The organism is Vibrio sp. 2132-1, assembly GCF_033344315.1.
Window position 1 is genome coordinate 1 of the sequence record NZ_JAWPON010000027.1, and the last position, 26886, is coordinate 26886.

27 protein-coding genes are annotated in these 26886 nt (G+C 46.3%); 8 read left to right on the plus strand and 19 right to left on the minus strand.

The window, feature by feature from the left end:
- Nucleotides 1–231: 231 nt before the first annotated feature.
- The 8 genes from fusA to fkpA form a co-directional block, all read right to left on the minus strand.
- Nucleotides 232–2331, minus strand: a complete 2100-nt coding sequence (gene fusA, locus R8N47_RS21805) for an elongation factor G (protein ID WP_005382794.1) — start codon at nt 2329–2331, stop codon at nt 232–234.
- 75 nt (nt 2332–2406) lie between these two features.
- Nucleotides 2407–2877: a 30S ribosomal protein S7 gene (rpsG, locus tag R8N47_RS21810; protein ID WP_005382796.1), complete on the minus strand. Its 471-nt coding sequence runs from the start codon at nt 2875–2877 to the stop codon at nt 2407–2409.
- 101 nt (nt 2878–2978) lie between these two features.
- A complete protein-coding gene (gene rpsL / locus R8N47_RS21815) occupies nt 2979–3353 on the minus strand; it encodes a 30S ribosomal protein S12 (protein WP_004399892.1) in 375 nt (124 codons plus the stop codon).
- 177 nt (nt 3354–3530) lie between these two features.
- Nucleotides 3531–3806 (minus strand): sulfurtransferase complex subunit TusB, encoded by a 276-nt coding sequence (gene tusB / locus R8N47_RS21820; RefSeq protein ID WP_005382799.1) that lies wholly within the window; start codon nt 3804–3806, stop codon nt 3531–3533.
- 7 nt (nt 3807–3813) lie between these two features.
- Nucleotides 3814–4170 carry a sulfurtransferase complex subunit TusC gene (gene tusC / locus R8N47_RS21825; RefSeq protein ID WP_064354366.1) on the minus strand — a complete coding sequence of 119 codons (357 nt, stop codon included), beginning with the start codon at nt 4168–4170 and terminating at the stop codon, nt 3814–3816.
- Nucleotides 4167–4562 (minus strand): sulfurtransferase complex subunit TusD, encoded by a 396-nt coding sequence (gene tusD / locus R8N47_RS21830; RefSeq protein WP_017633744.1) that lies wholly within the window; start codon nt 4560–4562, stop codon nt 4167–4169. The genes tusC and tusD overlap by 4 nt, the downstream gene beginning before the upstream one ends.
- Nucleotides 4559–5281: a transcriptional regulator gene (locus R8N47_RS21835; RefSeq protein ID WP_005382804.1), complete on the minus strand. Its 723-nt coding sequence runs from the start codon at nt 5279–5281 to the stop codon at nt 4559–4561. Before R8N47_RS21835 ends, tusD begins: the two co-directional genes overlap by 4 nt.
- A gap of 143 nt (nt 5282–5424) precedes the next feature.
- Complete coding sequence (fkpA, locus tag R8N47_RS21840; protein WP_017821751.1) at nt 5425–6207, minus strand: FKBP-type peptidyl-prolyl cis-trans isomerase; 783 nt, start codon at nt 6205–6207, stop codon at nt 5425–5427.
- A 128-nt stretch (nt 6208–6335) separates the two neighbouring features.
- On the opposite strand from fkpA, the gene R8N47_RS21845 reads away from it, so the two are divergent.
- Nucleotides 6336–7322, plus strand: a complete 987-nt coding sequence (locus R8N47_RS21845; RefSeq protein ID WP_017633742.1) for a WD40 repeat domain-containing protein — start codon at nt 6336–6338, stop codon at nt 7320–7322.
- A complete protein-coding gene (locus tag R8N47_RS21850) occupies nt 7319–7546 on the plus strand; it encodes a SlyX family protein (protein ID WP_005381455.1) in 228 nt (75 codons plus the stop codon). The genes R8N47_RS21845 and R8N47_RS21850 overlap by 4 nt, the downstream gene beginning before the upstream one ends.
- A gap of 83 nt (nt 7547–7629) precedes the next feature.
- Here R8N47_RS21850 and R8N47_RS21855 read toward each other — a convergent pair whose 3' ends face one another.
- The 5 genes from R8N47_RS21855 to kefG all read right to left on the minus strand — a co-directional run bounded on the left by R8N47_RS21855 (nt 7630) and on the right by kefG (nt 11954).
- Complete coding sequence (locus tag R8N47_RS21855) at nt 7630–8571, minus strand: isoaspartyl peptidase/L-asparaginase family protein (protein WP_031812779.1); 942 nt, start codon at nt 8569–8571, stop codon at nt 7630–7632.
- Between the two features lie 131 nt (nt 8572–8702).
- Nucleotides 8703–9254 carry a peptidylprolyl isomerase gene (gene slyD, locus R8N47_RS21860; protein ID WP_005381451.1) on the minus strand — a complete coding sequence of 184 codons (552 nt, stop codon included), beginning with the start codon at nt 9252–9254 and terminating at the stop codon, nt 8703–8705.
- Nucleotides 9255–9346: 92 nt separating this feature from the next.
- Nucleotides 9347–9547 (minus strand): YheV family putative zinc ribbon protein, encoded by a 201-nt coding sequence (locus tag R8N47_RS21865; RefSeq protein WP_005381449.1) that lies wholly within the window; start codon nt 9545–9547, stop codon nt 9347–9349.
- A 33-nt stretch (nt 9548–9580) separates the two neighbouring features.
- Complete coding sequence (gene kefB, locus R8N47_RS21870; protein ID WP_017633740.1) at nt 9581–11377, minus strand: glutathione-regulated potassium-efflux system protein KefB; 1797 nt, start codon at nt 11375–11377, stop codon at nt 9581–9583.
- A complete protein-coding gene (gene kefG / locus R8N47_RS21875; RefSeq protein ID WP_064354367.1) occupies nt 11361–11954 on the minus strand; it encodes a glutathione-regulated potassium-efflux system ancillary protein KefG in 594 nt (197 codons plus the stop codon). The genes kefB and kefG overlap by 17 nt, the downstream gene beginning before the upstream one ends.
- 209 nt (nt 11955–12163) lie before the next feature.
- Between kefG and R8N47_RS21880 the strand changes: the two genes are divergently transcribed.
- The 6 genes from R8N47_RS21880 (at nt 12164) to crp (ending at nt 17777) form a co-directional block, all read left to right on the plus strand.
- Nucleotides 12164–14083, plus strand: a complete 1920-nt coding sequence (locus R8N47_RS21880) for an ABC transporter ATP-binding protein (RefSeq protein WP_064354368.1) — start codon at nt 12164–12166, stop codon at nt 14081–14083.
- On the plus strand, nt 14080–14568 hold the full coding sequence (locus R8N47_RS21885; protein WP_005381440.1) for a TIGR02444 family protein: 489 nt from the start codon (nt 14080–14082) through the stop codon (nt 14566–14568). Before R8N47_RS21880 ends, R8N47_RS21885 begins: the two co-directional genes overlap by 4 nt.
- 87 nt (nt 14569–14655) lie before the next feature.
- A complete protein-coding gene (locus R8N47_RS21890) occupies nt 14656–15663 on the plus strand; it encodes a hydrolase (RefSeq protein ID WP_064354369.1) in 1008 nt (335 codons plus the stop codon).
- A gap of 33 nt (nt 15664–15696) precedes the next feature.
- A complete protein-coding gene (locus R8N47_RS21895; RefSeq protein ID WP_005382815.1) occupies nt 15697–15909 on the plus strand; it encodes a YheU family protein in 213 nt (70 codons plus the stop codon).
- Nucleotides 15910–16034: 125 nt separating this feature from the next.
- Nucleotides 16035–16904, plus strand: a complete 870-nt coding sequence (locus R8N47_RS21900) for a phosphoribulokinase (protein ID WP_005381434.1) — start codon at nt 16035–16037, stop codon at nt 16902–16904.
- 240 nt (nt 16905–17144) lie between these two features.
- A complete protein-coding gene (crp, locus tag R8N47_RS21905) occupies nt 17145–17777 on the plus strand; it encodes a cAMP-activated global transcriptional regulator CRP (RefSeq protein WP_005381432.1) in 633 nt (210 codons plus the stop codon).
- 136 nt (nt 17778–17913) lie between these two features.
- On the opposite strand, the gene R8N47_RS21910 is transcribed toward crp, so the two are convergent.
- The 6 genes from R8N47_RS21910 to R8N47_RS21935 all read right to left on the minus strand — a co-directional run bounded on the left by R8N47_RS21910 (nt 17914) and on the right by R8N47_RS21935 (nt 26873).
- The gene (locus tag R8N47_RS21910; protein WP_064354370.1) at nt 17914–18705 is read right to left on the minus strand and encodes a DUF1338 domain-containing protein; all 792 of its coding nucleotides are present in this window, start codon (nt 18703–18705) and stop codon (nt 17914–17916) included.
- Nucleotides 18706–18953: 248 nt separating this feature from the next.
- Entirely contained in the window at nt 18954–20411 is a 1458-nt protein-coding gene (astD, locus tag R8N47_RS21915) for a succinylglutamate-semialdehyde dehydrogenase (protein ID WP_064354371.1), read from the minus strand.
- Between the two features lie 28 nt (nt 20412–20439).
- The gene (astA, locus tag R8N47_RS21920; RefSeq protein WP_005381422.1) at nt 20440–21459 is read right to left on the minus strand and encodes an arginine N-succinyltransferase; all 1020 of its coding nucleotides are present in this window, start codon (nt 21457–21459) and stop codon (nt 20440–20442) included.
- A 109-nt stretch (nt 21460–21568) separates the two neighbouring features.
- The gene (locus R8N47_RS21925; RefSeq protein ID WP_064354372.1) at nt 21569–22780 is read right to left on the minus strand and encodes an aspartate aminotransferase family protein; all 1212 of its coding nucleotides are present in this window, start codon (nt 22778–22780) and stop codon (nt 21569–21571) included.
- A 361-nt stretch (nt 22781–23141) separates the two neighbouring features.
- Complete coding sequence (locus R8N47_RS21930; RefSeq protein ID WP_031780782.1) at nt 23142–23729, minus strand: aminodeoxychorismate/anthranilate synthase component II; 588 nt, start codon at nt 23727–23729, stop codon at nt 23142–23144.
- 189 nt (nt 23730–23918) lie between these two features.
- Nucleotides 23919–26873: an ExeM/NucH family extracellular endonuclease gene (locus R8N47_RS21935; RefSeq protein WP_064354373.1), complete on the minus strand. Its 2955-nt coding sequence runs from the start codon at nt 26871–26873 to the stop codon at nt 23919–23921.
- Between the last annotated feature and the right edge of the window lie 13 nt (nt 26874–26886).

Below are 26886 nucleotides of genomic sequence, written 5' to 3' on the forward strand. Positions count from 1 at the left end.
TGTTTTACCGTGGTCAACGTGGCCGATAGTACCAACGTTAACGTGCGGTTTCGTACGTTCAAATTTTTCTTTAGACACGATCGTGTTCCTTCCTAGTTATGATTCGTCGTGATCATTATTGATCGACGACGCGCCAGAAATTGTTATTTTATGCGCCAACGCCCGTTAGCGCAATATTTGGACGCCCTGATCTCGCAAAAAGTCGTAAACTTTTTGCAGTTCAATCGTCAATTAGTAACCACGCTCTGCAATAATTTTATCTGCGAAGTTTTTCGGCACTTCAGCGTACTCGTGAAACTCCATAGAGTAAGACGCACGGCCTTGAGTTGCAGAACGTAGATCAGTTGCGTAACCGAACATTTCGGATAGTGGTACTTGAGCACGGATGATCTTAAGACCAGCCACACCTTCGTCCATGCCTTCAATGATACCGCGACGACGGTTTAGGTCACCAACAACGTCACCCATCCAGTCTTCCGGAGTGGTTACTTCGACATTCATCATAGGTTCTAGAATCACAGGTTGTGCTTCTAGTGCACCTTTCTTGAATGCCATCGAGCCAGCGATCTTAAACGCCATCTCGCTTGAGTCTACATCGTGGTAAGAACCATCAAATAGTGTAGCTTTAATATCTAGTACAGGGTAACCCGCTAGAACACCACTATTCATTTGCTCTTCGATACCTTTCGATACCGAACTGATGTATTCCTTAGGAATCACACCGCCCACGATTTCGTCTACGAATACGAAACCTTCACCAGGCTCAGAAGGCTCAAGTTTGACCCAAACATGACCGTATTGACCACGACCACCTGATTGACGAACAAACTTACCTTCAACTTCCGCTTTACCACGAATGGTTTCACGGTAAGCAACCTGAGGTTTACCAACGTTACAATCAACGCTGAATTCACGCTTCATACGATCAACGATAATGTCTAGGTGAAGTTCACCCATACCTGAGATCAGAGTCTGACCTGATTCGTCGTCCGTTTCCACGCGGAATGATGGATCTTCCGCTGCTAGTTTACCTAGCGCGATAGCCATTTTCTCTTGGTCTGCCTTAGAACGAGGCTCTACAGCAATCTGAATAACTGGTTCAGGGAACTCCATGCGCTCTAGAATCACTTTGTGGTTCTGATCACACAGCGTGTCACCTGTGGTTACGTCTTTCAGACCGATAGCAGCTGCAATATCACCAGCGCGAACTTCTTTCACTTCTTCACGCTTATTCGCATGCATCTGAACGATACGACCGAAACGCTCTTTCTTCTCTTTTACTGAGTTGTAAACAGCGTCACCCGAGTTTACAACACCGGAGTAAACACGCATGAAAGTTAACGTGCCCACGAATGGGTCAGTCGCAATCTTAAACGCTAGCGCAGAGAAAGGTTCGTTGTCGTCAGCATGACGCTCAACTTCATTTTCTCTTTCGTCGACACCTTTAATTGCAGGTACGTCAACTGGCGATGGCAAGAACTCAACTACTGCATCCAGTACCGCTTGAACACCTTTGTTCTTAAACGCACTACCACAAGTAGCCAGTACGATTTCGTTATTTAGTGTGCGAGTACGTAAAGCTTGTTTGAGCTCAGCTTCAGTCAATTCACCTTCTTCAAGGTACTTGTCCATCAGCTCTTCGCTAGCTTCAGCAGCGGATTCAACCATGTGGTTGCGCCACTCTTCAGCAAGTTCAATCATGTCAGCTGGGATGTCTTCGTAAGTAAACGAAGTGCCTTGATCGGCATCATTCCAGTTGATCATTTTCATCTTGATAAGGTCGATGACACCTCTGAACTCATCTTCCGCACCAACGTTCAGCTGGATTGGAACAGGAGTCGCACCAAGACGATTCTTAATTTGGTTCACAACGCGTAGGAAGTCTGCGCCCGCACGGTCCATCTTGTTTACAAATACCAAACGTGGAACGTGGTATTTGTCTGCTTGACGCCATACAGTTTCAGACTGAGGTTCAACACCAGATGAGCCACAGAACACAACCACAGCACCATCAAGTACACGAAGAGAACGCTCTACTTCGATAGTAAAGTCAACGTGTCCAGGGGTATCAATGATGTTTACGCGATGCTCAGGGAACTGTGCTTCCATACCACGCCAGAATGTAGTAGTCGCAGCGGATGTGATAGTGATACCACGCTCCTGCTCCTGCTCCATCCAGTCCATGGTTGCTGCACCATCGTGAACTTCGCCGATTTTGTGAGAAAGGCCAGTGTAGAACAGAATACGCTCAGTTGTGGTTGTTTTTCCTGCATCTACGTGAGCACAGATACCGATATTACGGTATAGCTCAATAGGAGTTTTACGAGCCACGATTGTATCCTCTTACTAAGGTGTACCTTAGAGTATAGAAAAGTGCTGCGAGAGAACCTCGCAGCACAGAAGGTATTACCAACGGTAATGAGCGAACGCTTTGTTTGCGTCAGCCATGCGGTGAACGTCTTCACGTTTCTTAACCGCAGTACCTTTGTTCTCAGACGCGTCTAGCATTTCAGCAGCTAGGCGTTGAGCCATAGATTTTTCACCACGCTTGCGCGCAGCTTCAACCAACCAACGCATAGCAAGTGCGTTACGGCGAACCGGACGTACTTCTACAGGTACTTGGTAAGTTGAACCACCAACACGGCGAGATTTAACCTCTACCGCTGGGCGAACGTTTTCAAGAGCTTCTTCAAAAATAGCTAAGTGGTCTTTACCAGACTTTTCAGCCATAGCATCTAGTGCAGTGTAAACGATTTTCTCTGCAGTAGATTTTTTACCGTCAACCATTAGGATGTTAACGAATTTTGCCAGCAATTCAGATTTGAATTTTGGATCTGGAAGGATCTTACGCTGACCAATGACGCGACGACGTGGCATGGATTTATCTCCGTTGTCTTCTTCAGGTTTTATCCAAAACTTTTCAGTTTTTTCAAAAAATTAAAAATAATTTAGTGTTTGGCCTTACTTAACGGAATCCATTAAGACTTAGGACGCTTCACACCGTACTTAGAACGACCTTGTTTACGGTCATTTACGCCAGCACAGTCTAGTGCGCCGCGAACAGTGTGGTAACGCACACCTGGAAGGTCTTTAACACGACCACCACGGATTAGAACAACTGAGTGCTCTTGAAGGTTGTGACCTTCACCGCCGATGTACGATGTAACTTCGAAGCCGTTTGTCAGACGTACACGACAAACTTTACGAAGTGCTGAGTTAGGTTTTTTAGGTGTAGTAGTGTAAACACGAGTACATACACCACGTTTTTGTGGGCACGCTTCTAGTGCAGGCACGTTGCTTTTAACAACTTGCTTTGCACGTGGCTTACGTACCAACTGGTTAATAGTTGCCATTAACTAGCTCCTGATTTACTTGAAAGTAAGCTTTGTGAAAAATCTATCCCCAACTGCCAATGCAGTTAGGGACGCAAAATTCTATGCAGCAGTGAGAGGTGTGTCAAGAAATATACGGATCTTTTTTGTTCAATTAGAACAATTCATCCGTAAAGCTTTGTCGACAGCAAATCTTGTTCAATCCCAAGTTAGGGATTTATCCTGTTTTGCTGTTAGTTCAACGAAGCCTGAGTAATTCACAATCGTCAGGGATGGACTGATACGATTTGCAATACCGCGAGCTTGCGCATCGCTCTCCAACACAAATACGCTGCGGTTTTTTAGATGGGAAAATGCTTTATGTTGCGAGTTAGCAGCGTACACTGCATCTTCTATAAGTAAGATGTCATCCTGTTCACTGCATAAGGGCATGGCGTCTTCTAGAGCAGAGACTGTTTTTATGATGTGTAACATAACTTCCTCAAAAAGACAGTAGCTTGCCAGCGTGTTGTAACTTATCTTTGAGCTGTTCTGAGCTTAACGCTTGGGCTTCAAGGACTAAATCCGCTTGCGCCAAACCTCGCTGGGTTAACGACTCTGAACACACAAAGACTTGTTCGATGTCGTATAAATCGAAAAGCTTTAACATCGGCGCGTAATCTTTACTCAAAATATTGTTGGGGTCTTGTCCGAGTAGAAGCTGGTATACCCCGTCACCCATGAAAATGACGCTGATATCTTCACAGTAAGCCGACGCGGCTAACAGTGCATCCACACCTTCACGACCAGCTGCACTGCCATGTGGCGCACTACGAAATAGATAAGTTAACTGACTCAAAACTGTACCACTCTGTCTTGGGTTAACATCGCTTCAGCTAGGCTACCTAAGCCTGCTTGTTCAAAACCATCGGCTAGATTGTTCTGAACCAAACCATGTTGATTCGCTTCTTCTTCACTTACAATCCCGCGACGCAAAGCGGCCGCGACACAAGTTTCTAGGCGAACACCATGCTCTTTAGCCAAAGACTGCCACGCCTTATTGAGATCAAATTCATCGTTGGCTGGCACACTCAAAGCAGTACCATTAGTCACACCATCTTGATAAAAGAAGACGCTCACTAGCTGATGGCCTTGCTCTATCAACGCTTTGGCGAACTGATAAGCACTGCGCGCTGACTGGCTGCCATAAACGGGACCATTCACCACTAACGTGTAAGTCAGTTTACTCACCTTTCATCATCCTCGGTTTTACGTTGACGAATGTACAAGTAAACGGTGTGTTTTGAAATATTAAGGCGATCCGCAACACGGTTGATGGCATCTTTAATATCGAAGATACCTTTGTCGTACAACTCCATCACGATCTGGCGATTTTTGGTGTTGTTAGACACGGATTTATCCGCATTGATCTCTTCGATGGTGCGTTCAACAGTTTGGTCCACCAGCTCTTCTACGTCACTAGCAAAGTTGACCGAGGAAGCCGCTTCTTTCGCTTCTTGCGTCGGCATGAAAGACTGAAGAACTTGCGAGAAAGGCGCATCCAAGTTGACGTTGATACACAACAAACCAATCACGCGATTTTCGCCATTACGAATGGCGACAGTAATCGACTTCATCAACACGCCACCTTTTGCACGGGTAAAGTACGAACGTGAGAAGTTGCGCTCCGAGCCTTCGATGTCTTTTAGCATCTTAAGCGCTAAATCAGTGATTGGTGAGCCGACTTGGCGCCCCGTATTTTCACCGTTAGCGATTTTAATTGCAGAGGTATTTAAGTCTTCTAGAGAGTGAAGAACGATTTCACAAAATGGACCTATCAGGCTGGCGATACCATCCACGACCGCCTCATAAGATCTTAAAATGATTTTGTCGTGCTCGGTAAACGGCATCACGTTAACGGATTCCATTTCGAGCAACATCTCCGCGTTTATTGTTTCTGTAGTTGTCATAAGCCTTCGAGCGAAAAATCAACAAATTGGTGTAAGTTTATCAGAAAATTTGAAAAGCAACCTAGCAAACTCACCAACTAGTGACCTAGAACAAAAAAGGCCCGTTAAACGGACCTTTTTCAATAACTTATCGCAGCTTATTGTTATTGCTCTGCGTTGTCGTTCTCAACTTTTAGCAGCTCAACTTCAAATACTAGCGTTGAGTTAGCAGGAATGCTTGGTGTGTCTTGGTCACCGTATGCTAGCTCTGGCGGGATAACGAATTTGAATTTAGAACCCACAGGCATTAGCTGAACACCCTCTGTCCAACCTGGGATTACACGGTTAAGTGGGAACGTTGCAGGTTCACCACGATCGTATGAGCTGTCGAACTGAGTACCGTCGATCAGAGTACCTTTGTAGTGTACTTGAACCGTATCAGTGTCTTTTGGCTTCTCACCTTCAGCTGGTGTCATTACTTGGTATAGAAGACCTGTATCTGTCTTCACTACGCCTTCTTGCTTCTCAAACTCAGCTCGGAAATCATCGCCAGCTTTTTTCGCTTCAGCTGCTTTCTCAGCCGCTTGTGCTTGCATCTTTTCTGCAACACGCTTGTCTAGAGATTCTAGTGCTGCACGTGTTTCTTCTTCATTCAATTCAGCATTGCCTTTGAAGACGTCTTCGATACCTTTTAGTACCAAATCTTTGTTAAGATTAATGCCGATTTCGCTTGGCTTGTCGATGCTTGTGCTTAGGTAGTTAGCAAATGAAACACCGATTGCGTATGCCGCTTTGTCGTCGTCGGTTTTAAAGTGAACCGCTTTACCGGTTTCTGCTTGAACTTGTTCTGCTTGAGGTGCGGTTTCTGTTTTAGTTTCTTCTTTCTGACAACCTACCGCTAGCATAACTGTTGCAGCAAGTAGCGACACTTTTAAAACTGATTTCATTAAATTCTCCCAATAATGGCTCTGCCATTGGTTGTTGTGCACAAATCTTCTATGAGACTAGTGAAGACAATCGTTATACCAATATACTAGCTATATGTCTTAAGACACAAACCGGATTATTAGATGTGATGCAAAGAATTTTTCATTTATTCCTATATTTAATTGTCATCACCACGTTAAATGGTTGCTTTTTCGCCGAGCGTGAAGTGCAGCGTTGGCCGATAGAACCTCAAGGTGCGACGAGCTTCGCACTTAGCAGAGATGGACGGTTTGCTCTGCTCTATTCTCAACAACGTCATTTGATGTTGTGGGACCTAGAGCAAAATGAACAACTAGCCAATCTGGGTGAACTCGATGCCGATGCCAATGTGGTTTCCCATATCCGCATATCTGACAATGGTCGCTACGCAATTACAGCAAGCCAAATGAACTTCGCAGTTTGGGACCTAGGCTGGACGCAATCCGAAGGCCTTTGGTCTATCTCTGATGCGCTCATTCGCGACGTTGATATCACCAGTAATGGTGAACAAGTTCTGCTTGGGTTATCCAACGGTAAAGCAATTTATGTCAACTTAGTCACCGGGCGTCGCATGGAGTTCCTTGCGCATCGTGAAAAAGTCAATTCCGTGGCCATTTCTCCTAATGGGCGCTTCGCCCTAACCGGAGGTAATGACTATAAAGCGTATCTGTGGGATACCGAAACCGGACAAGTACTACGAACCTTCGAACATGAACAACGAATTGTTCGCGTGGCCCTGCAAAGAGATGGAAAATTAGCAATGACATCTGATGGCGGAAACCAAGCGATTGTTTGGAATTTAAAAACTGGACAAGAAGTCACACAGTTGAGCAGTTGGTCACGCCAATTAATTTTCTCTACCGCACGATTTTCTGACGACGGGACTCAACTAGTCACAGGAAGCCCTTCTGGCCGTGTGTCGATATGGGATACTCAAACCGGAAAACGAATGAGTGGATTTGAAGTGGAGCCCAAAAAAGACACTCGCCCTCCCCGTGCGGTCGTGTATGATGCAGCCTTTGATTCAAAACAACGTGTAATTACTGCTACTTCAGCAGGTATTGCCCAAGCTTGGCAGTTAGAGAACGGATCATGACAGAAAAAATCATTCAGCAATTGGAAGCACGCATTAATGACTTAGAATGTCAGCTTGCGTTCCAAGAACAGACTATTGAAGATCTGAACGGAGCTTTATCGCAGCAACAACTGCAAATTACCAAGATGCTCGATCAGATGAAATATGTGGTAGGTAAAGTAAAAAATATGGACTCGTCGAATTTAGCCGATCCGTCAGAAGAAACCCCACCACCGCATTATTAAAATGCAGGCTCAAATAGCATAAAGCCCAGAACATGTTCTGGGCTTTGTTGTATTAATTACTTAAGAAGGTACTCAAGAGGAAGCTATTCGTCGGCGTAGATTTTAACGCTCAGCTCGCCTTGCGTATTAATGCCTGCTCGGTACATGCCAGAACTGTTCATCGCAAAGTGCATCTCACCTTTAGCATCAATGGCAATCAAACCGCCCTCTCCGCCCATCTGTTTGAGATCACCTTGGATAATGTGTTCACAAGCCGTATGAATATCTTCTTGTAAGTAACGCATACGTGCTGCAACGTCTTCCGCAACACGTTTACGAATAAAGAACTCGCCGACACCCGTAGTGGAAACTGCCACGACGCCATTTTCGGCCACCGTACCACAACCAATAAGAGCCGAATCTCCGACTCGGTTGTATTTCTTATTCGTCACGCCACCCGTACTGGTGGCAGCGGCTAAGTTGCCTTGTTGATCTAACGCTACCGCACCAACCGTACCGTGCTTACGGTCATCTGGGTAACGAGATTCCGACAAAGCAAACAGTCCTTTCTCACGCATAGACAGCAACTGCTCATAACGGCGATCAGTAAAGAAGTAATCTTGCTCGGTATACTCATGGCCTTGCTCAAAAGCAAACTTCTCTGCGCCCTCACCCACCAACAGCACATGATTGCTGTTTCGCATCACGTCACGAGCGAGCTCAATTGGGTTTCTGATATGACGAACCCCAGCGACCGCGCCTGCTGCAAGGTTTCGCCCATCCATCACAGAAGCGTCCATTTCAACCATTTCGTTGTTGGTCAGCACTGAGCCTTTACCCGCATTAAAGTTAGGAGAGTCTTCCAATACTTTCACTGCCGCTACGACGGCATCTAAGGCTTCACCGCCCGTGTCTAGAATTTGATGTCCCGCTTTTACCGCAGCTTCTAAATCCGCCAAGATGGATTGTTGCAGCTCATCGCTCATCTGTTCACGCAAGATGGTGCCCGCACCACCATGAATGGCAATCGAGAAAGGTTTCGTCATCGCTTTGTCCAACTGTTATTCCTTGTATGGTTGGCACTACACCTTAGATAAACAAAAAGCGCAAGTTGAAAACTCAACTTGCGCTTTTCAAAGCTTTGCTAGATAAGATTATCTAGTGAAGGAGCTTATGATTAGTGAGAACCACAGCTACCGCCGCCACAGCAGCCGCCTTCTTCTTCGTGATCGTGGTCATGATCGTGACCACCACAACAGCCACCACCTTGGTGGATGTGACCGTGTTCGATCTCTTCTGCTGTTGCTTCACGTGTAGACATAACTTCTACTTCGAAAGTTAGTGTTTGACCAGCTAACATATGGTTACCGTCAACAACCACTTCGTTGCCGTCAACTTCTGTTACTTCAACAGGGATTGGACCTTGGTCAGTGTCAGCTAGGAAGCGCATGCCCACTTCGATTTGCTCAACGCCTTGGAACACGTCCGCAGGAACGCGCTGTACTAGCGCATCGTTGTGCTCACCGTAAGCTTCTTCAGGAGCTACCGTTACTGAGAACTTGTCGCCAGCCACTTTACCTTCAAGTTCTTTTTCAAGACCTGTGATTAGGTTGTTGTGACCGTGAAGGTAATCTAGAGGTGCTTCTGCTGTTGATTGATCAACAACGACACCGTCTTCCATCATTACTTTGTATGCAAGGCTTGCAACAACGTTCTTTTCAATTTTCATACTAACTCCAGGGAGATTAATTGACTTAACCTGAATGGGGTTAAGTACTGAGATATCTGGGTGTATTATGGGGATCAATTATCGAAGTTCAATTACTCCGGCTTAAAAATTCCGATCATTTCCTGATCTGAGTGTTTATTTTTCTCTACAGATTGTGGTTTACGCTGCTCTGTAAACTCACACTCGACACACTCAACTAATTCGATGTTATTTTCAATCCACCAGCGCAGGGTATCTTGCTGGCTGCAATTTGGGCAGCTAGCGCCGGCAATAAAACGTTTCTTGATTTTCACGCTATTTCCTTAGCTTGAGTCTTGGCTCAAGTACTACTTCCAATGATTAGGTGACTGATGGTCGCTCTCCATTTCACGACCAAATATTTCTTCTAGCTCTTTGCGGGCCTCTTTCGCTCTTTGAGCTAATTTCTTATCTTCATTGTGTTGAGGCAATAAGTCCTTAAGCATAGCATTATCTAACTTGCGAAAATGTGCTTCTGCCCGCTTTGCTTGATAAGGATGCATACCCAGTTCTACGAGCGCTTGGCGACCGAGATCTAGCGCCCCTAAAAATGTTTCACGAGAGTAATTCTCTACACCATGACTCATTAACTGGTAAGCCTCGACACGGCTTCTTGCTCGGGCTAACAACTTAAGTTTCGGGAAGTGCACGCGACAAATGTCCACGATGGCCATCACCTCATCAGGTGAATCAGTACAAATAATCAATGCTTCCGCTTTATCAGCGCCAGCAGCCCTCAATAGGTCAATTTGTGTAGCATCGCCATAAAACACTTTGTAACCATACTTACGTAATAGGTGGATTTGGCTGGCATCACTTTCTAATACTGTCACTTTGATTTTATTGGCATACATTAAACGTCCGACGATCTGACCGAAACGTCCAAAGCCTGCAATGATAACGCGTGGTCGGCGATCCACGACTTTCGTGGTCATGCCCTCTTCTTCTTGATTCAGGGTATGAGCAAACCACTTCTTTTGTCCCATCAGCAAAAGAGGAGTCGTCACCATGGATAGACTGACCACCACCAACAGAAACGCCACTTGCTCTTTGGACAAAATGCCCTCTTGGCTCGCCGCGGTAAATATGACAAAGGCAAACTCACCGCCTTGGCTCAAAATTGCAGCCATACGGCTTCTCGCTTTGGCTCCGACACGGGCAGCTCTCGCCAATGCATACAAAACCAAACCCTTAACCACGACCAAAGCCACCACCGCACCGAGAATCTCTAAAGGATGTAATGCCAATAACCCCAAGTTTACCGCCATGCCCACCGCAATAAAGAATAACCCCAACAACAGACCTTTAAATGGCTCGATAGCGATTTCCAACTCATGGCGATACTCACTCTCTGCCAGCAAAACGCCTGCTAAAAAAGTCCCCAATGCCATCGAAAGGCCGAGCTTTTGCATCACGACCGAAATGCCAAGCACGACTAAAAGTGCAGCAACGGTAAAGAGCTCACGAACGCCGCTCATCACGACAAAACGAAATAGCGGACGTAGTAAAAAGTGACCTCCAATCAACAGTGCTACCACACTGCCTAAAATAGTGAAGACATCCAACCAACTTCCACCACTATGCCCGCCTGCTAGCAAGGGCAACATCGCCAGCATCGGGATCACTGCAATATCTTGAAAGAGCAGCACCGCAAAACCAGATTGCCCCGTTTCGGTACCATTAAGCCCTTGCTCTTCAATGACTTTAAGCGCAATCGCCGTCGAGGACAGCGCCAACCCCATCCCGATCACTAAACTCACTTGCATGCTTACGCCAAACATACTGACGACACTACCAATCACGGCGGTCGTGACCACAACCTGCGCACCGCCTAAACCTAAAATCGGCCCTCGCATCTGCCACAATTTTTTAGGGTTTAATTCCAGCCCTATCAAAAACAGTAACAACACAACCCCAAGCTCGGCAAAATGCAAAATGGCATCAACGTCGCTAATTAAGCCAAGCCCCCATGGGCCAATCAACACACCAGCGAGTAAATAACCTAAAACCGAGCCAAGCCCGAGGCGCTGAGCAATCGGCACCGCAATAACCGCAGCCGAAAGAAAGACCACACTGCTTTGAAGAAACTCACTGGTGATCGCCATACTGACCTCCTCGATCTGCCGCTTGCCCGTTTTCAAGTGGGTTACTCAGCCATCCACGGTATAACTCGGCATGTTCGTAGCGTTCAATATCCGAAACATTTCTTGACCAATACAACACCAGAGGTTCAATCCAGTGCATTTGGCATAGGGCTGCCGTCAGTTCAAACGGTTGCAAGATTTGCTCAAGTGGGTATTTGTTGTACCCCTTCGCGCTGAAGGCTTCTTCTTTACCACCTGTTGTAATGACACTGCGCCAGTATTTTCCTTCTAGCGCCGCACCTCCGCCAAACGCAAAGCCTTTACCTAACACTCGGTCTAGCCACTCTTTTAATAGGGCTGGACATGAATACATATAAAGTGGATGGTGAAATACGATCACATCGTGAGCGAGCAACAACTCATGTTCGTAATTCACATCAATAAAGAAATCAGGGTAAACACCGTAAAGATCGTGCACAGTGACGTGATCAAGCGACTGAGCTTTTTTTATCATCACTTGATTGGCAATCGAGTTATGTGGCTCTGGATGAGCATAAATGACCAGAACTTTTGGGAGAATAGACGGTGCAACAGCCAAATGGTCGTCCTTGTGGTTATTTTTATCCGTTATCAAATTGTTATACTTTTTTGTACAGCATAATGCAATTAAAGCGAATCAATCGACTTTTCCGGCCAATACCCCTACTATTCACCGCTAGATATATACCCAAGTGGCTTTAAAAACGATTGAAACCACTTCGCTATGTAACCAAGCAACGCGCACTGCGCAAAGTGAATGAAAACTTTATGATTACCTTCTCTGATATTCAGTTACTGCGTGGCGGTAAACCTCTTTTAGACCAAGCTTCTGCGACTATTCACCCTGGCGATAAAGTCGGTCTTGTGGGCAAAAACGGCTGCGGTAAATCAACGCTGTTTGCCCTACTGAAAGATGAACTGTCAATTGATGCTGGCTCATTTAGCCAACCTCAACACTGGGAGTTGGCCTGGGTCGCACAGGAAACGCCTGCGCTAGAGCGCACTGCACTGGAATACGTCATTGATGGTGATCGCGAGTACCGAGCACTCGAAAAGCAGTTGGCTAAAGCAGAAACACAAGACAACGGAACCCTAGTTGCCGAGATACACGGTAAAATTGAAACCATTGGTGGTTACAGCATTCGCGCTCGCGCGGCAGAACTGCTCGATGGTTTAGGGTTCAGCCAAGAGCAAATGAGTTGGAGTTTGACCCAATTCTCGGGTGGTTGGCGTATGCGTCTTAACTTGGCTCAAGCGCTATTGTGTCGTTCTGATCTACTGCTACTCGACGAACCAACCAACCACTTGGATTTGGATGCGGTAATGTGGTTAGAGCGTTGGCTACAAAACTACCCTGGCACGCTGATTCTGATCTCGCACGACCGAGACTTCCTTGATCCAATTGTTGGTCGCATCATTCACATCGAGAATCAGCAGCTGAACGAATACACGGGTAACTACTCGTCATTCGAAAACCAACGTGCGCAAAAAATGGTGTTACAACAAGCGATGTTTGAAAAGCAACAGAAGCAGATGTCGCACATGCAAAGCTACATCGACCGCTTCCGTTACAAAGCATCAAAAGCACGCCAAGCCCAAAGCCGTATCAAAGCTTTGGAGCGCATGGAAAAAGTACTGCCAGCTCAATTCGATAACCCATTTAGCTTTCAATTCCGTGAGCCAGCTGCGCTGCCAAACCCAATCATGATGATGGATGAAGTATCTGCAGGTTACGGTGACAACCTCATCTTAGAGAAGATCCGCTTGAACTTGGTTCCTGGCAGTCGTATTGGTCTACTCGGCCGTAATGGTGCGGGTAAATCGACATTAATCAAGCTGCTCTCTGGTGAACTTAACGCGCAAGGTGGTGACCTAACTTACTCACAAGGCGTGAAAATTGGTTACTTCGCTCAGCACCAGTTAGAAACGCTTCACCCTGAAGAAACACCGCTGCAACACATGATGCAAATCGCACCCGATCAAACCGAACAGCAGCTACGTGATTACCTAGGTAGCTTTGGCTTCCAAGGTGACAAAGCACTAGAAAAAGTTGCGCCGTTTTCTGGTGGCGAAAAAGCCCGTTTGGTATTGGCTTTAATTGTGTGGCAAAAGCCAAACCTGTTGCTACTTGATGAACCAACCAACCACTTGGATTTGGACATGCGTCAGGCATTGACGATGGCACTGCAAACGTTCGAAGGTGCAATGGTGATTGTTTCGCACGACCGCTATTTACTGCGCGCTACGACCGATGACTTGTATTTAGTGCATGATCGACAAGTTGCTCCGTTCGACGGTGACTTAAATGACTATTACAAATGGTTAACCGAACAACAAAGAGCGGAACGCAAAGAAGCGCAGGCCGCGCAGCCAAGCAAAGATACGGCCAACAGCGCAGCTGCGAAGAAAGAGCAAAAACGTCGCGATGCAGAGTTTCGAAAACAGACAGCGCCAATTCGCAAAACGCTGACACAACTAGAAAATAAAATGGATAAGTTAGGTGCTGCACTGGCCGAAGCTGAAGAACAATTGGCGGACAACTCACTGTATGCGGCCGAAAATAAAGCTAAACTTAACCAAGTGCTGGCACTTCAAGCTTCTAGTAAGGCTGAGCTCGAAGAAATTGAAATGGAATGGATGTCTGCTCAAGAAACGTTGGAGCAGATGGAGCTAGAGTTTAATCAATGAGTAATCAACACGCTGAATACACACTCACCCTAGAACACCTTTGGCAGTTTAGTCTGCAGTTTTATGGTGTGCGAGAAGTGAAAGAGGCGTGCTTATCATTGCAAAACAACTACCACGGTAACGTGAACCTACTCCTGCTGCTCAGATGGCTCGATGAGCAGCAACTCATTTTCCAAGAAAAAGACTGGCCCTTGGTGCAAGACTGTCTAGGTAGAAGCGAAACTTTACTTCACTCCTTTCGCGACCTTCGTCGCCACCTTAAGTCTCAAGTCAATGACGCTTTGTATCGTGAGACCTTGCAGTTTGAGCTGCAACTAGAAAAGCAGCAACAAGCGGATTTGGTGGACTGCATTAACTCACTTACACTACTCAAAAATGATGGTGACCCACTGACGTTGAGATACTGTCGTCAACTCGGTGGGGAGCATTTGCAGCAAGCCTTTGCTATTCCGGTGCCAAACATTCAACCACCAAAACGCCCATAAATCTGTAGAATACCTATAATCTTTATAAAGGATTATATTAATAAGTTCTTCAACGGACACCGAAGGACCGCATAAGAGCAGTTAGGTATGACACAATTTTTCGCAGCCGCCGGGATCAAAAACCCGCATCTCCAAACACTTTTGCCGCGTTTTATTCGCAAAAAAGCGTTATTTACGCCGATTTGGCAAACCCTCGATACATCCGATGGCGACTTTCTCGATCTCGCGTGGAGCGAGAACCCAACCCAAGAGCCTGCACAAAAAAAGCCGATTTTTGTTTTATTTCATGGATTAGAGGGGTGCTTCTATAGCCCTTATGCCAATGGGTTAATGAATGCATTTGCTCAATCTGGATGGCTGTCGGTGATGATGCATTTTCGTGGCTGCAGCGGTAAACCAAACAAAAAAGCACGAGCTTACCACTCGGGTGAAGTGACGGATGCTCGTTACTTCCTAGAGCACCTTGAACAACGTTTTCCTGATAATCCCAAAGTTGCAGTTGGTATTTCTCTTGGCGGTAACATGTTGGCGAATTATTTAGCCCAATATAAAGACCACCCTATTTTGAATGCAGCGACTATTATCTCAGCGCCTTTAGACCTAGCGGCGTGTGCAAACCGTATAGAACAAGGCTTTTCAAAAGTGTATCGCCGTTATCTGCTTTCTTCACTGAAACGTAACGCGTTACAAAAGCATCATCTACTGCATGGCGAGCTTGCGCTGTCCTACAACTCAATAAAACGTGTCACACGATTGTATGAATTCGATGATTTGATTACCGCACCATTGCATGGCTTCAAAGACGCACAAGATTATTACGACCAATGCTCTGGCTTAAGTAAACTACAGCAAATCACGCTACCCACACTGATCATCCATGCCAAAGACGATCCGTTCATGACCGACGATGTGATCCCGAAGTTTGTTCTGCCAGATAACATTGATTACCGTCTCTTTGAACACGGTGGCCATGTTGGCTTCCTGACAGGAACGGCGTTAAAACCTAAGTTTTGGTTGGAGGAAGCGCTGCCCGCGTATTACGAAAGTATCGCCGCAGATTACCTTTCTGCTGTATCCAAGCAACGAACGCAGTAAACTAGCCGCTCATCATAAAAGTTAGAGGTATTTATGATCATTCCATGGCAAGACATTGCGCCGGAAACATTGGAAAACTTAATTCGTGAATTCGTCTTACGCGAAGGAACGGATTACGGAACCGTCGAGGTTTCTTTGCAAGACAAAATTGATCAAGTCAAAGCTCAATTGGAAAAAGGTGAAGCGGTTATCGTGTTCTCTGAGCTACACGAAACCGTCGATATTCAACATAAAACAAAATTTTAGACCCTTCACATTTTACCGTATCCCACTCGATGACAAGGTATTGTTACGTGCTATAGTGGGATATCGACCGTGCAGTAGTAACTCTACTGCACATTACAGGTAAGTAATTTTCGACAAGGTTTGTCATGTCAGCTAAACACCCAATTATTGCGGTTACTGGTTCGTCCGGTGCCGGCACGACCACTACATCTGAAGCCTTCCGTAAAATGTTCAATATGATGAACGTTAAACCCGCATGGGTTGAAGGCGATAGCTTCCATCGCTTTACTCGCCCAGAGATGGACATCGAAATCCGCAAAGCCCGCGAGCAAGGTCGACACATTAGCTACTTTGGCCCACAAGCTAATGACTTCCCGGGATTAGAAGAGTTTTTCCGTAAGTTCGGGCATGACGGCACTGGCAGCGTGCGCCGTTATCTGCACACGTTTGACGAAGCGGTTCCCTACAATCAAATGCCAGGCACGTTTACACCGTGGCAAGACTTACCCGAAAACAGCGACGTGCTGTTTTATGAAGGGTTACATGGTGGCGTGGTCGATGGCGATGTTAATGTTGCTCAACATGTGGATTTCTTAATTGGCATGGTGCCGATTGTGAACTTAGAGTGGATCCAAAAATTCGTACGTGACACTCGCGATCGCGGCCATTCGCGTGAAGCGGTAATGGACTCAATCGTGCGATCCATGGACGATTACCTCAACTATATCACTCCGCAGTTTTCTCGTACTCACATCAACTTCCAGCGCGTACCGACCGTTGATACTTCCAACCCACTTAATGCAAAAGGCATCCCTAGTTTGGATGAGAGTTTTGTGGTGATTCGCCTACGCGGTATCAAGAATGTCGACTTCCCATATCTGCTGGCCATGATTGATGGCTCATTCATGTCACGCCACAACACGATTGTCGTACCCGGCGGTAAGATGAGCTTTGCAATGGAGCTCATAGTTCGGCCTATCCTACAACAGCTCATCGAAACAGGGAAAATTGGCTAAAAACCTGCCTGCGAAGATGTTTACTTTTCATACCGTGATCATGTGCACAGTTTTGCTTACAAAATCTCAATCATGGCACGATTAAAATCAAGAAATCGTTTTCGAAAAAGGATACTATTTCTTACCGAAACACAAGAGAGCTTGCAGCATATAAAAAGTGCTCTTATTCTAGTAGGCCTAATTCAGGCTTAGCTAAAATATGGATAGCGCAAGCGTACCCTGCAGAGGAAGTGAGATATTATGGTTCTAGGTAAACCTCAAACCGACCCAACATTAGAGTGGTTTCTTTCACACTGTCATATTCATAAGTACCCTTCAAAGAGCACGCTAATTCACGCGGGCGAAAAGGCAGAAACTTTGTACTACATCGTTAAAGGTTCTGTTGCGGTTCTTATCAAAGACGAAGAAGGTAAGGAGATGATCCTTTCTTACCTAAACCAAGGAGACTTTATTGGTGAACTTGGTCTATTCGAGGAAGACCAAGAGCGCACAGCTTGGGTTCGTGCTAAATCTCCTTGTGAAGTTGCTGAAATTTCTTTCAAGAAGTTCCGTCAGCTTATCCAAGTAAACCCAGACATCCTAATGCGTCTTTCTGCGCAGATGGCTCGTCGTCTTCAAGTAACTAGCCAAAAAGTGGGTGACCTGGCGTTCCTAGACGTAACTGGTCGTATCGCTCAGACGCTTCTGAACCTTGCAAAACAACCAGACGCAATGACTCACCCAGACGGCATGCAAATCAAGATCACTCGTCAAGAAATCGGTCAAATTGTTGGCTGTTCTCGTGAGACAGTAGGTCGTATCTTGAAGATGCTAGAAGAGCAGAACCTAATCTCTGCTCACGGTAAAACCATCGTGGTTTACGGTACTCGTTAATCTCGAACTAGAGTGACACGAACAAAATTATAAAAGCCACCAATGGCAACATTGGTGGCTTTTTATTTACTCATGACCAAATGAGATAGGGTGCAGCGAACACTAATGAGTAAGCTTAACAGGTTAACCCTAAAACTTAGCCATTCGTACTTTCAAAGATTTTGTCAGCTGAAGCGGCCACGAAACCTGGGTACAAATCACCATTTTCCATCGGATAGCGCTTAGCAAATTCATAAAACCCGCCAGGGATAATTTCAGTGCCTTCGCTAAAACGAACCGCTACTTTATCTGCCATGGTCGATGACTGCTCTAGCAACACCTCAGGAGTGCCCTTCACTTCACCACCATTTTCATTAATGGTAAACCCAGCGGTACGCAGATGATCGTTTACCTGCTTCACTTCTTCATATTCATTGAGCTGGTTAACGCTCACCGTGAAGTGGTTTGCTCCGTAACCATGCGCCGCAAGCCAAGATGCGTACTCACTTTCTTTAGCCAACGTTTGGTAATCAGCAAAGCTTAAATCCCACAAGCGTCCACCATGTAAGAATGCGCTATCTTTCAGCTTGTCAGCATCGATTTGTGCCACCAAATTTTTCACAATCTCTTGTAGCTCAGGCGAGCACTCTTCAACTTTTAGCTCACTAATAAATACTTTAGGTTGCTTCGGATCTGGGTGCTCATAGTGCTTAGCAACCAGCTTTTTGCTTTCGAAAATGTAATCACCACACGCCTTGTAACCAATAGCTACAAATGGCTTAGCTAGAGTTTCAATACCAAGAGGCGCGATATTGAAGGTACGTAAAGCTATATGATCATTAATCAGAGGCTCATCTTCTTGAAGCAGCTGATGCACTTTAGCAGCCGAAGGGCAAAGACGTTGAATGTAATCTTGCCATAGCGATTCAAATAACACATCGGGCGTCATAACGACTCCTTGTTACGAGATGTAGAGTTTAAAGGTAAGCGGAAGTTGGCTGCTCGTTCACAACAAAAGTTGTCCAGAATAATGAACGAGCAACCATCAACCTGTGACGGTAAATGCCAGTCAGTCAACACGCTTTTCCGAGTCTTTGCTCACTTTTCGTGTTCTGCCAACGATCACTACAACCCATACCTAAATGATGCGCCGGCAAGGTGAGCCGCAATGCATAGTTGCGACTCTATTATTAAAACTTATAGTGCTACACCTGGACTCAATGTTGCAGGCAAGACAGTTTCTTGACCTTCCATTGATGCCATTGGGTACGCACAGTAATCTGCTGCGTAGTAAGCGCTTGGGCGCAAGTTACCCGACGCCCCCGGACCACCAAATGGCGCATCACCGCTTGCCCCAGTAAGCTGGCGGTTACGGTTCACGATTCCTGCACGAATGTGGTCAACGAAGTATTCCCATTCTTGGTCGTCGGTTGAAACCAAACCAGCAGATAAGCCAAAGCGCGTATCGTTTGCTAGCGCCACGGCTTTGTCTAATCCTTCGTAGCGCACCACTTGCAGAAGTGGGCCGAAGTACTCTTCATCTGGTAACTCAGCAATGTTCGTTACATCAATGATGCCTGGAGAAACAAACGCCGCCTCTCCTGCTTTCGCTTCAATCAAGCTTTCACCGCCAAGAGACTGTAGATTAGCTTGTGCATCAAGAATAAACTTGGCTGCCGCGACCGAAATTTGCGGTCCCATAAATGGCGCAGGTTCTGCAAATGGTTGGTCTACGCGAATATTGCGTGTCGCTTCAATGAGTGTGGTGATAAGCGCATCGCCTTTTTCACCCAATGGCACATACAAACGACGAGCACACGTACAACGCTGCCCAGCACTGATAAACGCTGACTGGATGATGGTGTAAACCGTGGCATCCAAATCACCATATTTATCAGAGATCACCATCGGGTTATTACCACCCATTTCTAGTGCGAGCATCTTGCCCGGTTGACCCGCAAATTGACGGTGTAATACATGCCCCGTATTCGCGCTACCCGTAAACAGTACGCCATCAATGCCTTTAGCGTCAGCGAGGGCGATACCAGTTTCTTTCGCGCCTTGGACAAGGTTAATCACGCCTTTCGGCAGACCGGCTTCTTCCCATAGCTTCATTGCCAATTCACCCGTCCATGGCGTTTGCTCAGACGGTTTGAAGACTACCGTGTTACCAGCCAATAGCGCAGGCACAATGTGACCATTTGGTAGGTGGCCTGGGAAGTTGTAAGGACCAAACACCGCCATCACGCCCAATGGGCGGTGGCGCAATACGATTTGGTTGCCTGCTGCTTCACGGCTCGCCTCACCAGTGCGGTCATGATAAGCGCGAATAGAAATCGCAATTTTACCTGCCATCGCTGCCGCTTCGGTACGTGTTTCCCAGATTGGCTTGCCGGTTTCTTTGGCAATCACTTCAGCGATTTTTTCGCTGTTCTCTTTTACTTTCTCAGCAAAAGCCAACACGATCGCCTCACGCTTTGCAAATGGACGCTTTTTCCAGTCAATAAACGCTTCACGCGCTGCAGATACCGCCTGGTTCACCTGCTCTGCCGTTGCACCTTTGCCTTGCCAGATTACTTCTTGGTTGTACGGCGACAGAGACGTAAATGCTTCACCCTGACCTTGTACCCACTCACCTGCAATCCAATGTGTCATTGTTTCTATCCTTAAATTCTGTCGTCTGTTACTGCGGAAGAAGGCGAACGAAATCCCCTTCTTCAACCGAAAGTGCATCCGCAACGTCTGGTGCAATCATCACGCTTTGTGTTTCTGCGTCATACGCCGCTTTAGTGACTGTCGCACGGAAGTTCTCGAAAGATGAATTACACATCAAGAAGTCTTGTGTGCTGGAATGTTCAGAGATTTTGACTTGCGCACGGAATGAATGACGTACCGACTCAATATTACGCAGATCACACTCAACCGTTGGGCCACCGTCGAAGATGTCGACGTAGCCTCGGTTGGTAAAACCTTCACGCTCAAGCAGCTTCAGCGCTGGACGCGTGTTGTCATGTACTTGACCAATCACGGCTTGCGCTTCTGGGCTGAGCAGATTGATGTAAATAGGCAGTTTCGGCATCAAGTCGGCGATAAAGCCTTTCTTGCCGATACCTGTCAGGTAATCTGCAAGAGTGAAATCGATAGAGAAGAAATGCTCTTGAAGCCATTGCCAGAATGGTGAATTACCCTCGTCGTCTGAAACGCCACGCATCTCCGCAAAGATCGTTTCAGAGAAGCGCTCTGGGTGCTCTGCCATCATTAGGAAACGACACTTCGACATTAGACGACCATTCAGACCTTGGCGGAATTTCTCACGCAAGAACAAGGTACAAATTTCGCTGTTACCCGTGTAGTTATTACCAAAAGTAAGCAGTTTAACGACGTTGTTAACGCCAAGCTTTGGCGACGAGTGCACAACTTTACTAATGTGATATGAGTAAAATGGGACATCCCAGCCGATAGATGCTTCGATTCCGGTGGTACCCGCAACCTCACCCGTTTCAGAGTCAAAGCCAACCATCAGGTAGCCTTCATCGCCTGGTTCTGCCACATCTGGCTTACCAAAGCTGTACTCTGAATGTTTGATTCGATTGGTTAACAGTTCTTCGTTAACCGGTAGAGATGTAAATCCGTGACCAGACTCCACCGCACAAGTGTGCAGTGCGTCGTAATCCGACATCGCGATAGGGCGAACTACTAGCATCAATACTCCCTCCAGATGCAAGAAGATCCTAACTATATTGTAGGAACAATTCCCCCATCAGAGATCCTTGACGGGGGTGTCTGCGTTGACGTTTAAACTGATATCGCGCTTAAACTAAAGTCGCGATCGCTTTATCCAGTTTCGCCAAGCCTTCTTCAATTTCTTGTTGTGTGATAACGAGTGATGGTGTGAAACGTACGACATTGGCACCCGCAACCAATACCATGAGACCTTGTTTACCTGCAGCAACCAGCACGTCACGCGCACGGCCTTGCCATTCTTCATTTAGTGCAGCGCCAAGTAATAGGCCTTGACCGCGCACTTCTGAGAAGATGTTGTACTTCGCGTTGATCTTCTCTAGACCTTCACGGAACATTGCTTCGCGTTCTAGTACACCAGCCAAAACCTCTGGCTTAGTGACTTCATTTACAACCGCTTCTGCAACCGCACACGCTAGTGGGTTACCGCCATATGTAGAACCGTGAGTGCCCACTTTCATGTGCTCTGCCAATTTTGCTGTCGTTAGCATTGCACCGATTGGGAAACCGCCACCAAGTGATTTCGCAGTACTTAGAATATCTGGCGTGATACCTAAACCTTGGTAAGCGTAGAAGTTACCTGTTCGGCCATTACCAGTTTGCACTTCATCGAAGATCAGTAAGGCGTTGTGTTTGTCACACAGCTCGCGAACCGCTTGAGCGAACTCAGGCGTTGGTGGCACGATGCCGCCTTCACCTTGTAATGGCTCCATCATGACCGCACAAGTACGATCAGACATGTGTGCTTGTAAAGCTTCGATATCGTTGTAAGGAAGGTGTGTCACGTCGCCTGGCTTAGGACCGAAGCCGTCAGAGTATGCCGCTTGGCCACCAACCGTTACGGTAAAGAATGTACGACCGTGGAAACCTTGTTTGAATGCAATGATTTCAGATTTCTCAGTACCATGAACGTCTGCTGCATAACGACGTGCCAGCTTCAAAGCGGCTTCGTTTGCTTCTGCGCCAGAGTTAGCAAAGAACACACGCTCAGCAAAACTCACTTCTGTTAGCTTTTTCGCCAGACGAAGGGCTGGTTCGTTCGTCATAACGTTACTTAAGTGCCAAAGCTTGTTAGCTTGCTCTGTTAGTGCGTTTACCATTACTGGATGACAATGGCCAAGACAGCTCACTGCAATACCACCAGCAAAGTCGATGTATTCATTACCTTCCTGATCCCAAACACGTGAACCTTTACCTTTAACAGGGATCATTTCCATCGGGTTATAGCAAGGTACCATTACCTCATCGAATAAACCGCGCTCTACTTTAATTTCCGTTGTCATTGCACATTCCTTCTTGATACCGCATGCGTAGCAGATAAGCGAATTTAACCGGCTCTCTTTGCCAGCAAATAATGTTTTGCATTTAAGCTATTGCGGCATTGTATTTACATTTAATTAACCATTTCAATAGTGATTTATTCTTTTCGTTCTCGAAAGCAACTTCCATTAATCACTGCTTATGACTATTTATGCATCAAGAAAGTAAAATAGAGAAGTGATTTTTTATAAATGTTATGTAATACAGGGGATAGAAGGTTTAAAAAGACATGAATAGACAAAGAGACTCGAGAGAATCGCATAGTTTTGCAATCTGCTCACCTCAGCAAAAAGATGAATGATTTGTTAAGAAAAGTGATCGCGATCAGATCGCTTTGCGTGCTAAAAAGTTCGCAAGCAACTCGTGACCTTGCTCAGTTTTGATTGATTCTGGGTGGAACTGCACCGCATCAATTGGCAAGGCTTTATGTTGGTAACCCATTATTTCATCCATGCTTCCGTCCGGCAGTTCTGTCCATGCAGTCAGTTCAAACACGTCGGGTAAAGTACCGTTTTTCACCACAAGAGAGTGATAACGGGTTACCGTGAGTGGGTTATTCAGATTTTTAAACACACTACGACCGTTATGACGAATCGGTGAGGTCTTACCGTGCATCACTTGTCGTGCACGTACCACTTCACCCCCAAACACTTGCGCTATCGCTTGATGGCCAAGGCAAACACCCAATATTGGAAGCTTACCAGCGAAGTGTTCTATCGCTTTCAGTGAAATACCTGCTTCGTTCGGCGTACATGGCCCTGGCGAGATCACCAAATGAGTTGGGTTGAGCGCCTCAATGCCTTGGATATCGATTTCATCGTTACGCACCACCTTTACGTCTGCACCAAGCTCGCAGAAGTATTGGTAAAGGTTGTAGGTAAAAGAGTCGTAGTTATCGATGATCAACAACATAAAGGGTCGGTTGCTCCAATCCGTTTTGGCAATGCTTACGTAGTGAATCGCCACGTTCGTGACAATCAAGGGCGGTATTTTGCTATACCAAGCAAGAAAGGCAAGTTTTTGCTGAATAAAAAGGCCAGCATAGGCTGGCCTTTGGTCTTTACAGTTATTTAGGAACTGTTTGTCAGGAAGTAAATTCGCTTAGCGGCGACGACGGAATAAGCCGAGACCTAGCAGCGCAAATAGAGCACCAAAACCAAACGAACCACCATCTGAATCCTTCGACCCTTCTGTTCCAGCTTCAGTTTGCGTCATTGAAACATCACGAACAGAGCTAAACTTCACGATATTACCTGTCGAGTCAGTCACTTTCTCTTCTAACTGATAATTACCTTGCTCTGGCGTTTGTTCAAACTCAATATTCACGCTACGCGCATCAATATCAGCTTGAACTAAGGTTTGGCTAGCCGAGTAAGCTTTCGTATCGCTGCTTGCCGCAGCCGCTTGTGTGGATGGCGTTAAGTTCACCGTAACAATATCGCCCACAACCGCCGTTGGTGGTAAACGGACATCGACGGCTAAGTTGTCACCTGCTTTAGGTAAATCGATGTCATCATCTGGTAAATCAATCGCGATGATCACTGGATCGTGGTCAGAGGCAGAGAACGCATCTTTGTACTTCGGCATATCACCTGTGTACTTGCTGCTGTATTCGAACAAGTTACTCTCTAGTGAGTTGATGTGCCAATCTTCAATTGCTACCACTTTTTGCGCTAGGCTGCTGCTTGCCAATGCGTGGTCCAAATTACCCAGCTCGCCCGAATAGGTGTAAGAAAACGTATCAGTGCCGTGCAGCAACGTGTTTAAATTGTGCAGACCGTAACCTTTTTCAATTTTGGTCTTCTCTACTTGAAGTTCACCATCACCAATGGTTGTGTAAGCAGCAGTATAAATGTCACGGCCGTATTTCTCTTTCGAGTAATCAGTCAGTGTCAGAAGTGGGTCTTCCATGCCATAAGCATTGAGGTCGCCCATGAGCAATACATCGCCTTTCACCTCTTTCAACGCTTCACCCACTGCGTGCGCAGCAGAAACGCGGAAGTTGTTACAGTTGCCTTGCAGATCCGCTGGCTCAGAATCTTCTACACCAGCAATCCACTCTTCAATACACTCAGAGCCTTTCGACTTAAAGTGGTTTACGACAATAGACAAATCTTCACCCGTCTCTTTCACCGTAAAGGTCTGAAGTAGACTGTGGCGTTGGTACTTATCGTAAGCAGGGTTACTTTCTGTGCCCTCTTTACGAGTAATTGTGTTTTCTGCAATGTGCTGCTCTGGCGTGATGATCACTTTTGCAGCGTCTTTTGGCGTTACAGCGTTAGCACGATATAAAATCGCCACCATGATCGCATCACTGCCAAAGTATTCGTCTTGGTATTTGTCTTGCTCTTCGATTTCGACATACGTGTAATGATCTTCAGCGTCATCAATCTCAGCATTTAGGGCATCAACTAAGTTTTGGATAGCACTGCCATCACCAAAGCCGTTGTTTTCCACTTCCATCAAACCAATAACGTCTGCGTCCATCTTGTTCATCGCCGCAACGATTTTCGCTTGCTGGATCAGGAATTCGTCTAGATTAGTCGCACCACGGTTTTGTCCGGTTGGGTTTTCATGACCACTGTCAGCCACGGAGTTGAAGTAGTTCAGTACGTTGAAGCTTGCAATACGCAAATCTGAGTCCGCAATCGCTGGGGCATCTTTACGAGCCACATCGAAACCCTCACCTGAAGTCACAAAGTTGGTGTTATCGACTTCATTGGTCGCAATCAGGCGGTATTCGTTGTAGCTGTAAGCCACCACGCCTTGCAGACCTTCTACTCGCGAACCAAGGCGAATGTGCTGCTCTGAAGAGCCATCTTGGTCTGCATCTTTAGCAAAATCTGGGTAGTATGGGATTTGTCCGTTTGGTGCTTTGCCATCTGATTCTAGGTATACGCGGTTCGCTGCGTTGTCTTTTGCTAGCTTAACGGCTGCATCGCTCTCTGCCGCGTGTAATTGAGTCGGCTTTAACAATGGCGCTTCATGAGAGAGCATCATATTGTTACGACGTGAATCGTAGTCGTAAGAGAAGTTTCGAGTTACAAACAAGTCACTTGCCGAGGTCAACTCAACTTGCATCCCTTCATGACGCTCAAGCGCATCACGTAGTGTCTCACCTTCTTTGATAACAAGATCGGTAACTCGAGGGGTTTCAGAGGTGCCTGTTTTCACATAGCTGTTAGCATCAGAAGCAAGCTGAGTATTGCTGTAATACTCTTGAACTTTACCTTTCACACAAACAACGTCACCAGCTTTCAGCGCCGTGTCTGCCGCGTCAGTATGAATGAACAAGCCTTCTGAGGTCTTGTCGTTGTTGTCGCTTTCTAATGCTTGTAGGTAGAAACCTTTGGTGAGGCCAGTAGTAACAGCAGTCACGACACCCGTTACGAAATGATCTTCGTCAGTAATGTATGGGTAACCATCAATGAATGGAGACGTATCGCCTTCACCTTGAATATCTTGGATGGTAGTGAAGTTAGGTTGCTGACCGTCGACTTCACAAGCGAATGGTGCTGGTGGCTCAGTCGCATTTAGCTCACCAAGGCCGTCAATGTTGTCTTTCTCAAATGCCGTCCACTGAGATGCATCATAAGTAGCAGAAGGGGTTAGTGCATCACTGTTACGAACTAATGTGGTGTCTTTACCAAAATCTACGTCACCCATCACACCGATGATGTCGTGCACTTCACCATCTTTAAGCAGTGCGATCGGGTCGTCACCGTTAAAGTTCGCAACGCTTTTATCTGTGATATCCGAGACAGCTTTGATGGTATCGCTCGCGTCACCATGCGCCAGTACATACACTTGGTTAGCTTGTAGCGTCACTTGGCTAAGGTCGAATGTGCTACCCCAAGTACCACCACCGTTTGATGATTTCGCCAACTCGTAGCCAGTGAGTGTCACCGCAGTATCACCCGTATTAGCGATCTCTACCGCTTTATTATAAGCGCCGCCTTCTACGTATTGGGAAATAATAATCTCTGCGTTCGCGTTTGCACTAAGTGCACTGGCGATGGTTAATGCGAGTATTGAGGGTTTGATTAACGTGTCCATTGTCATACCTGAT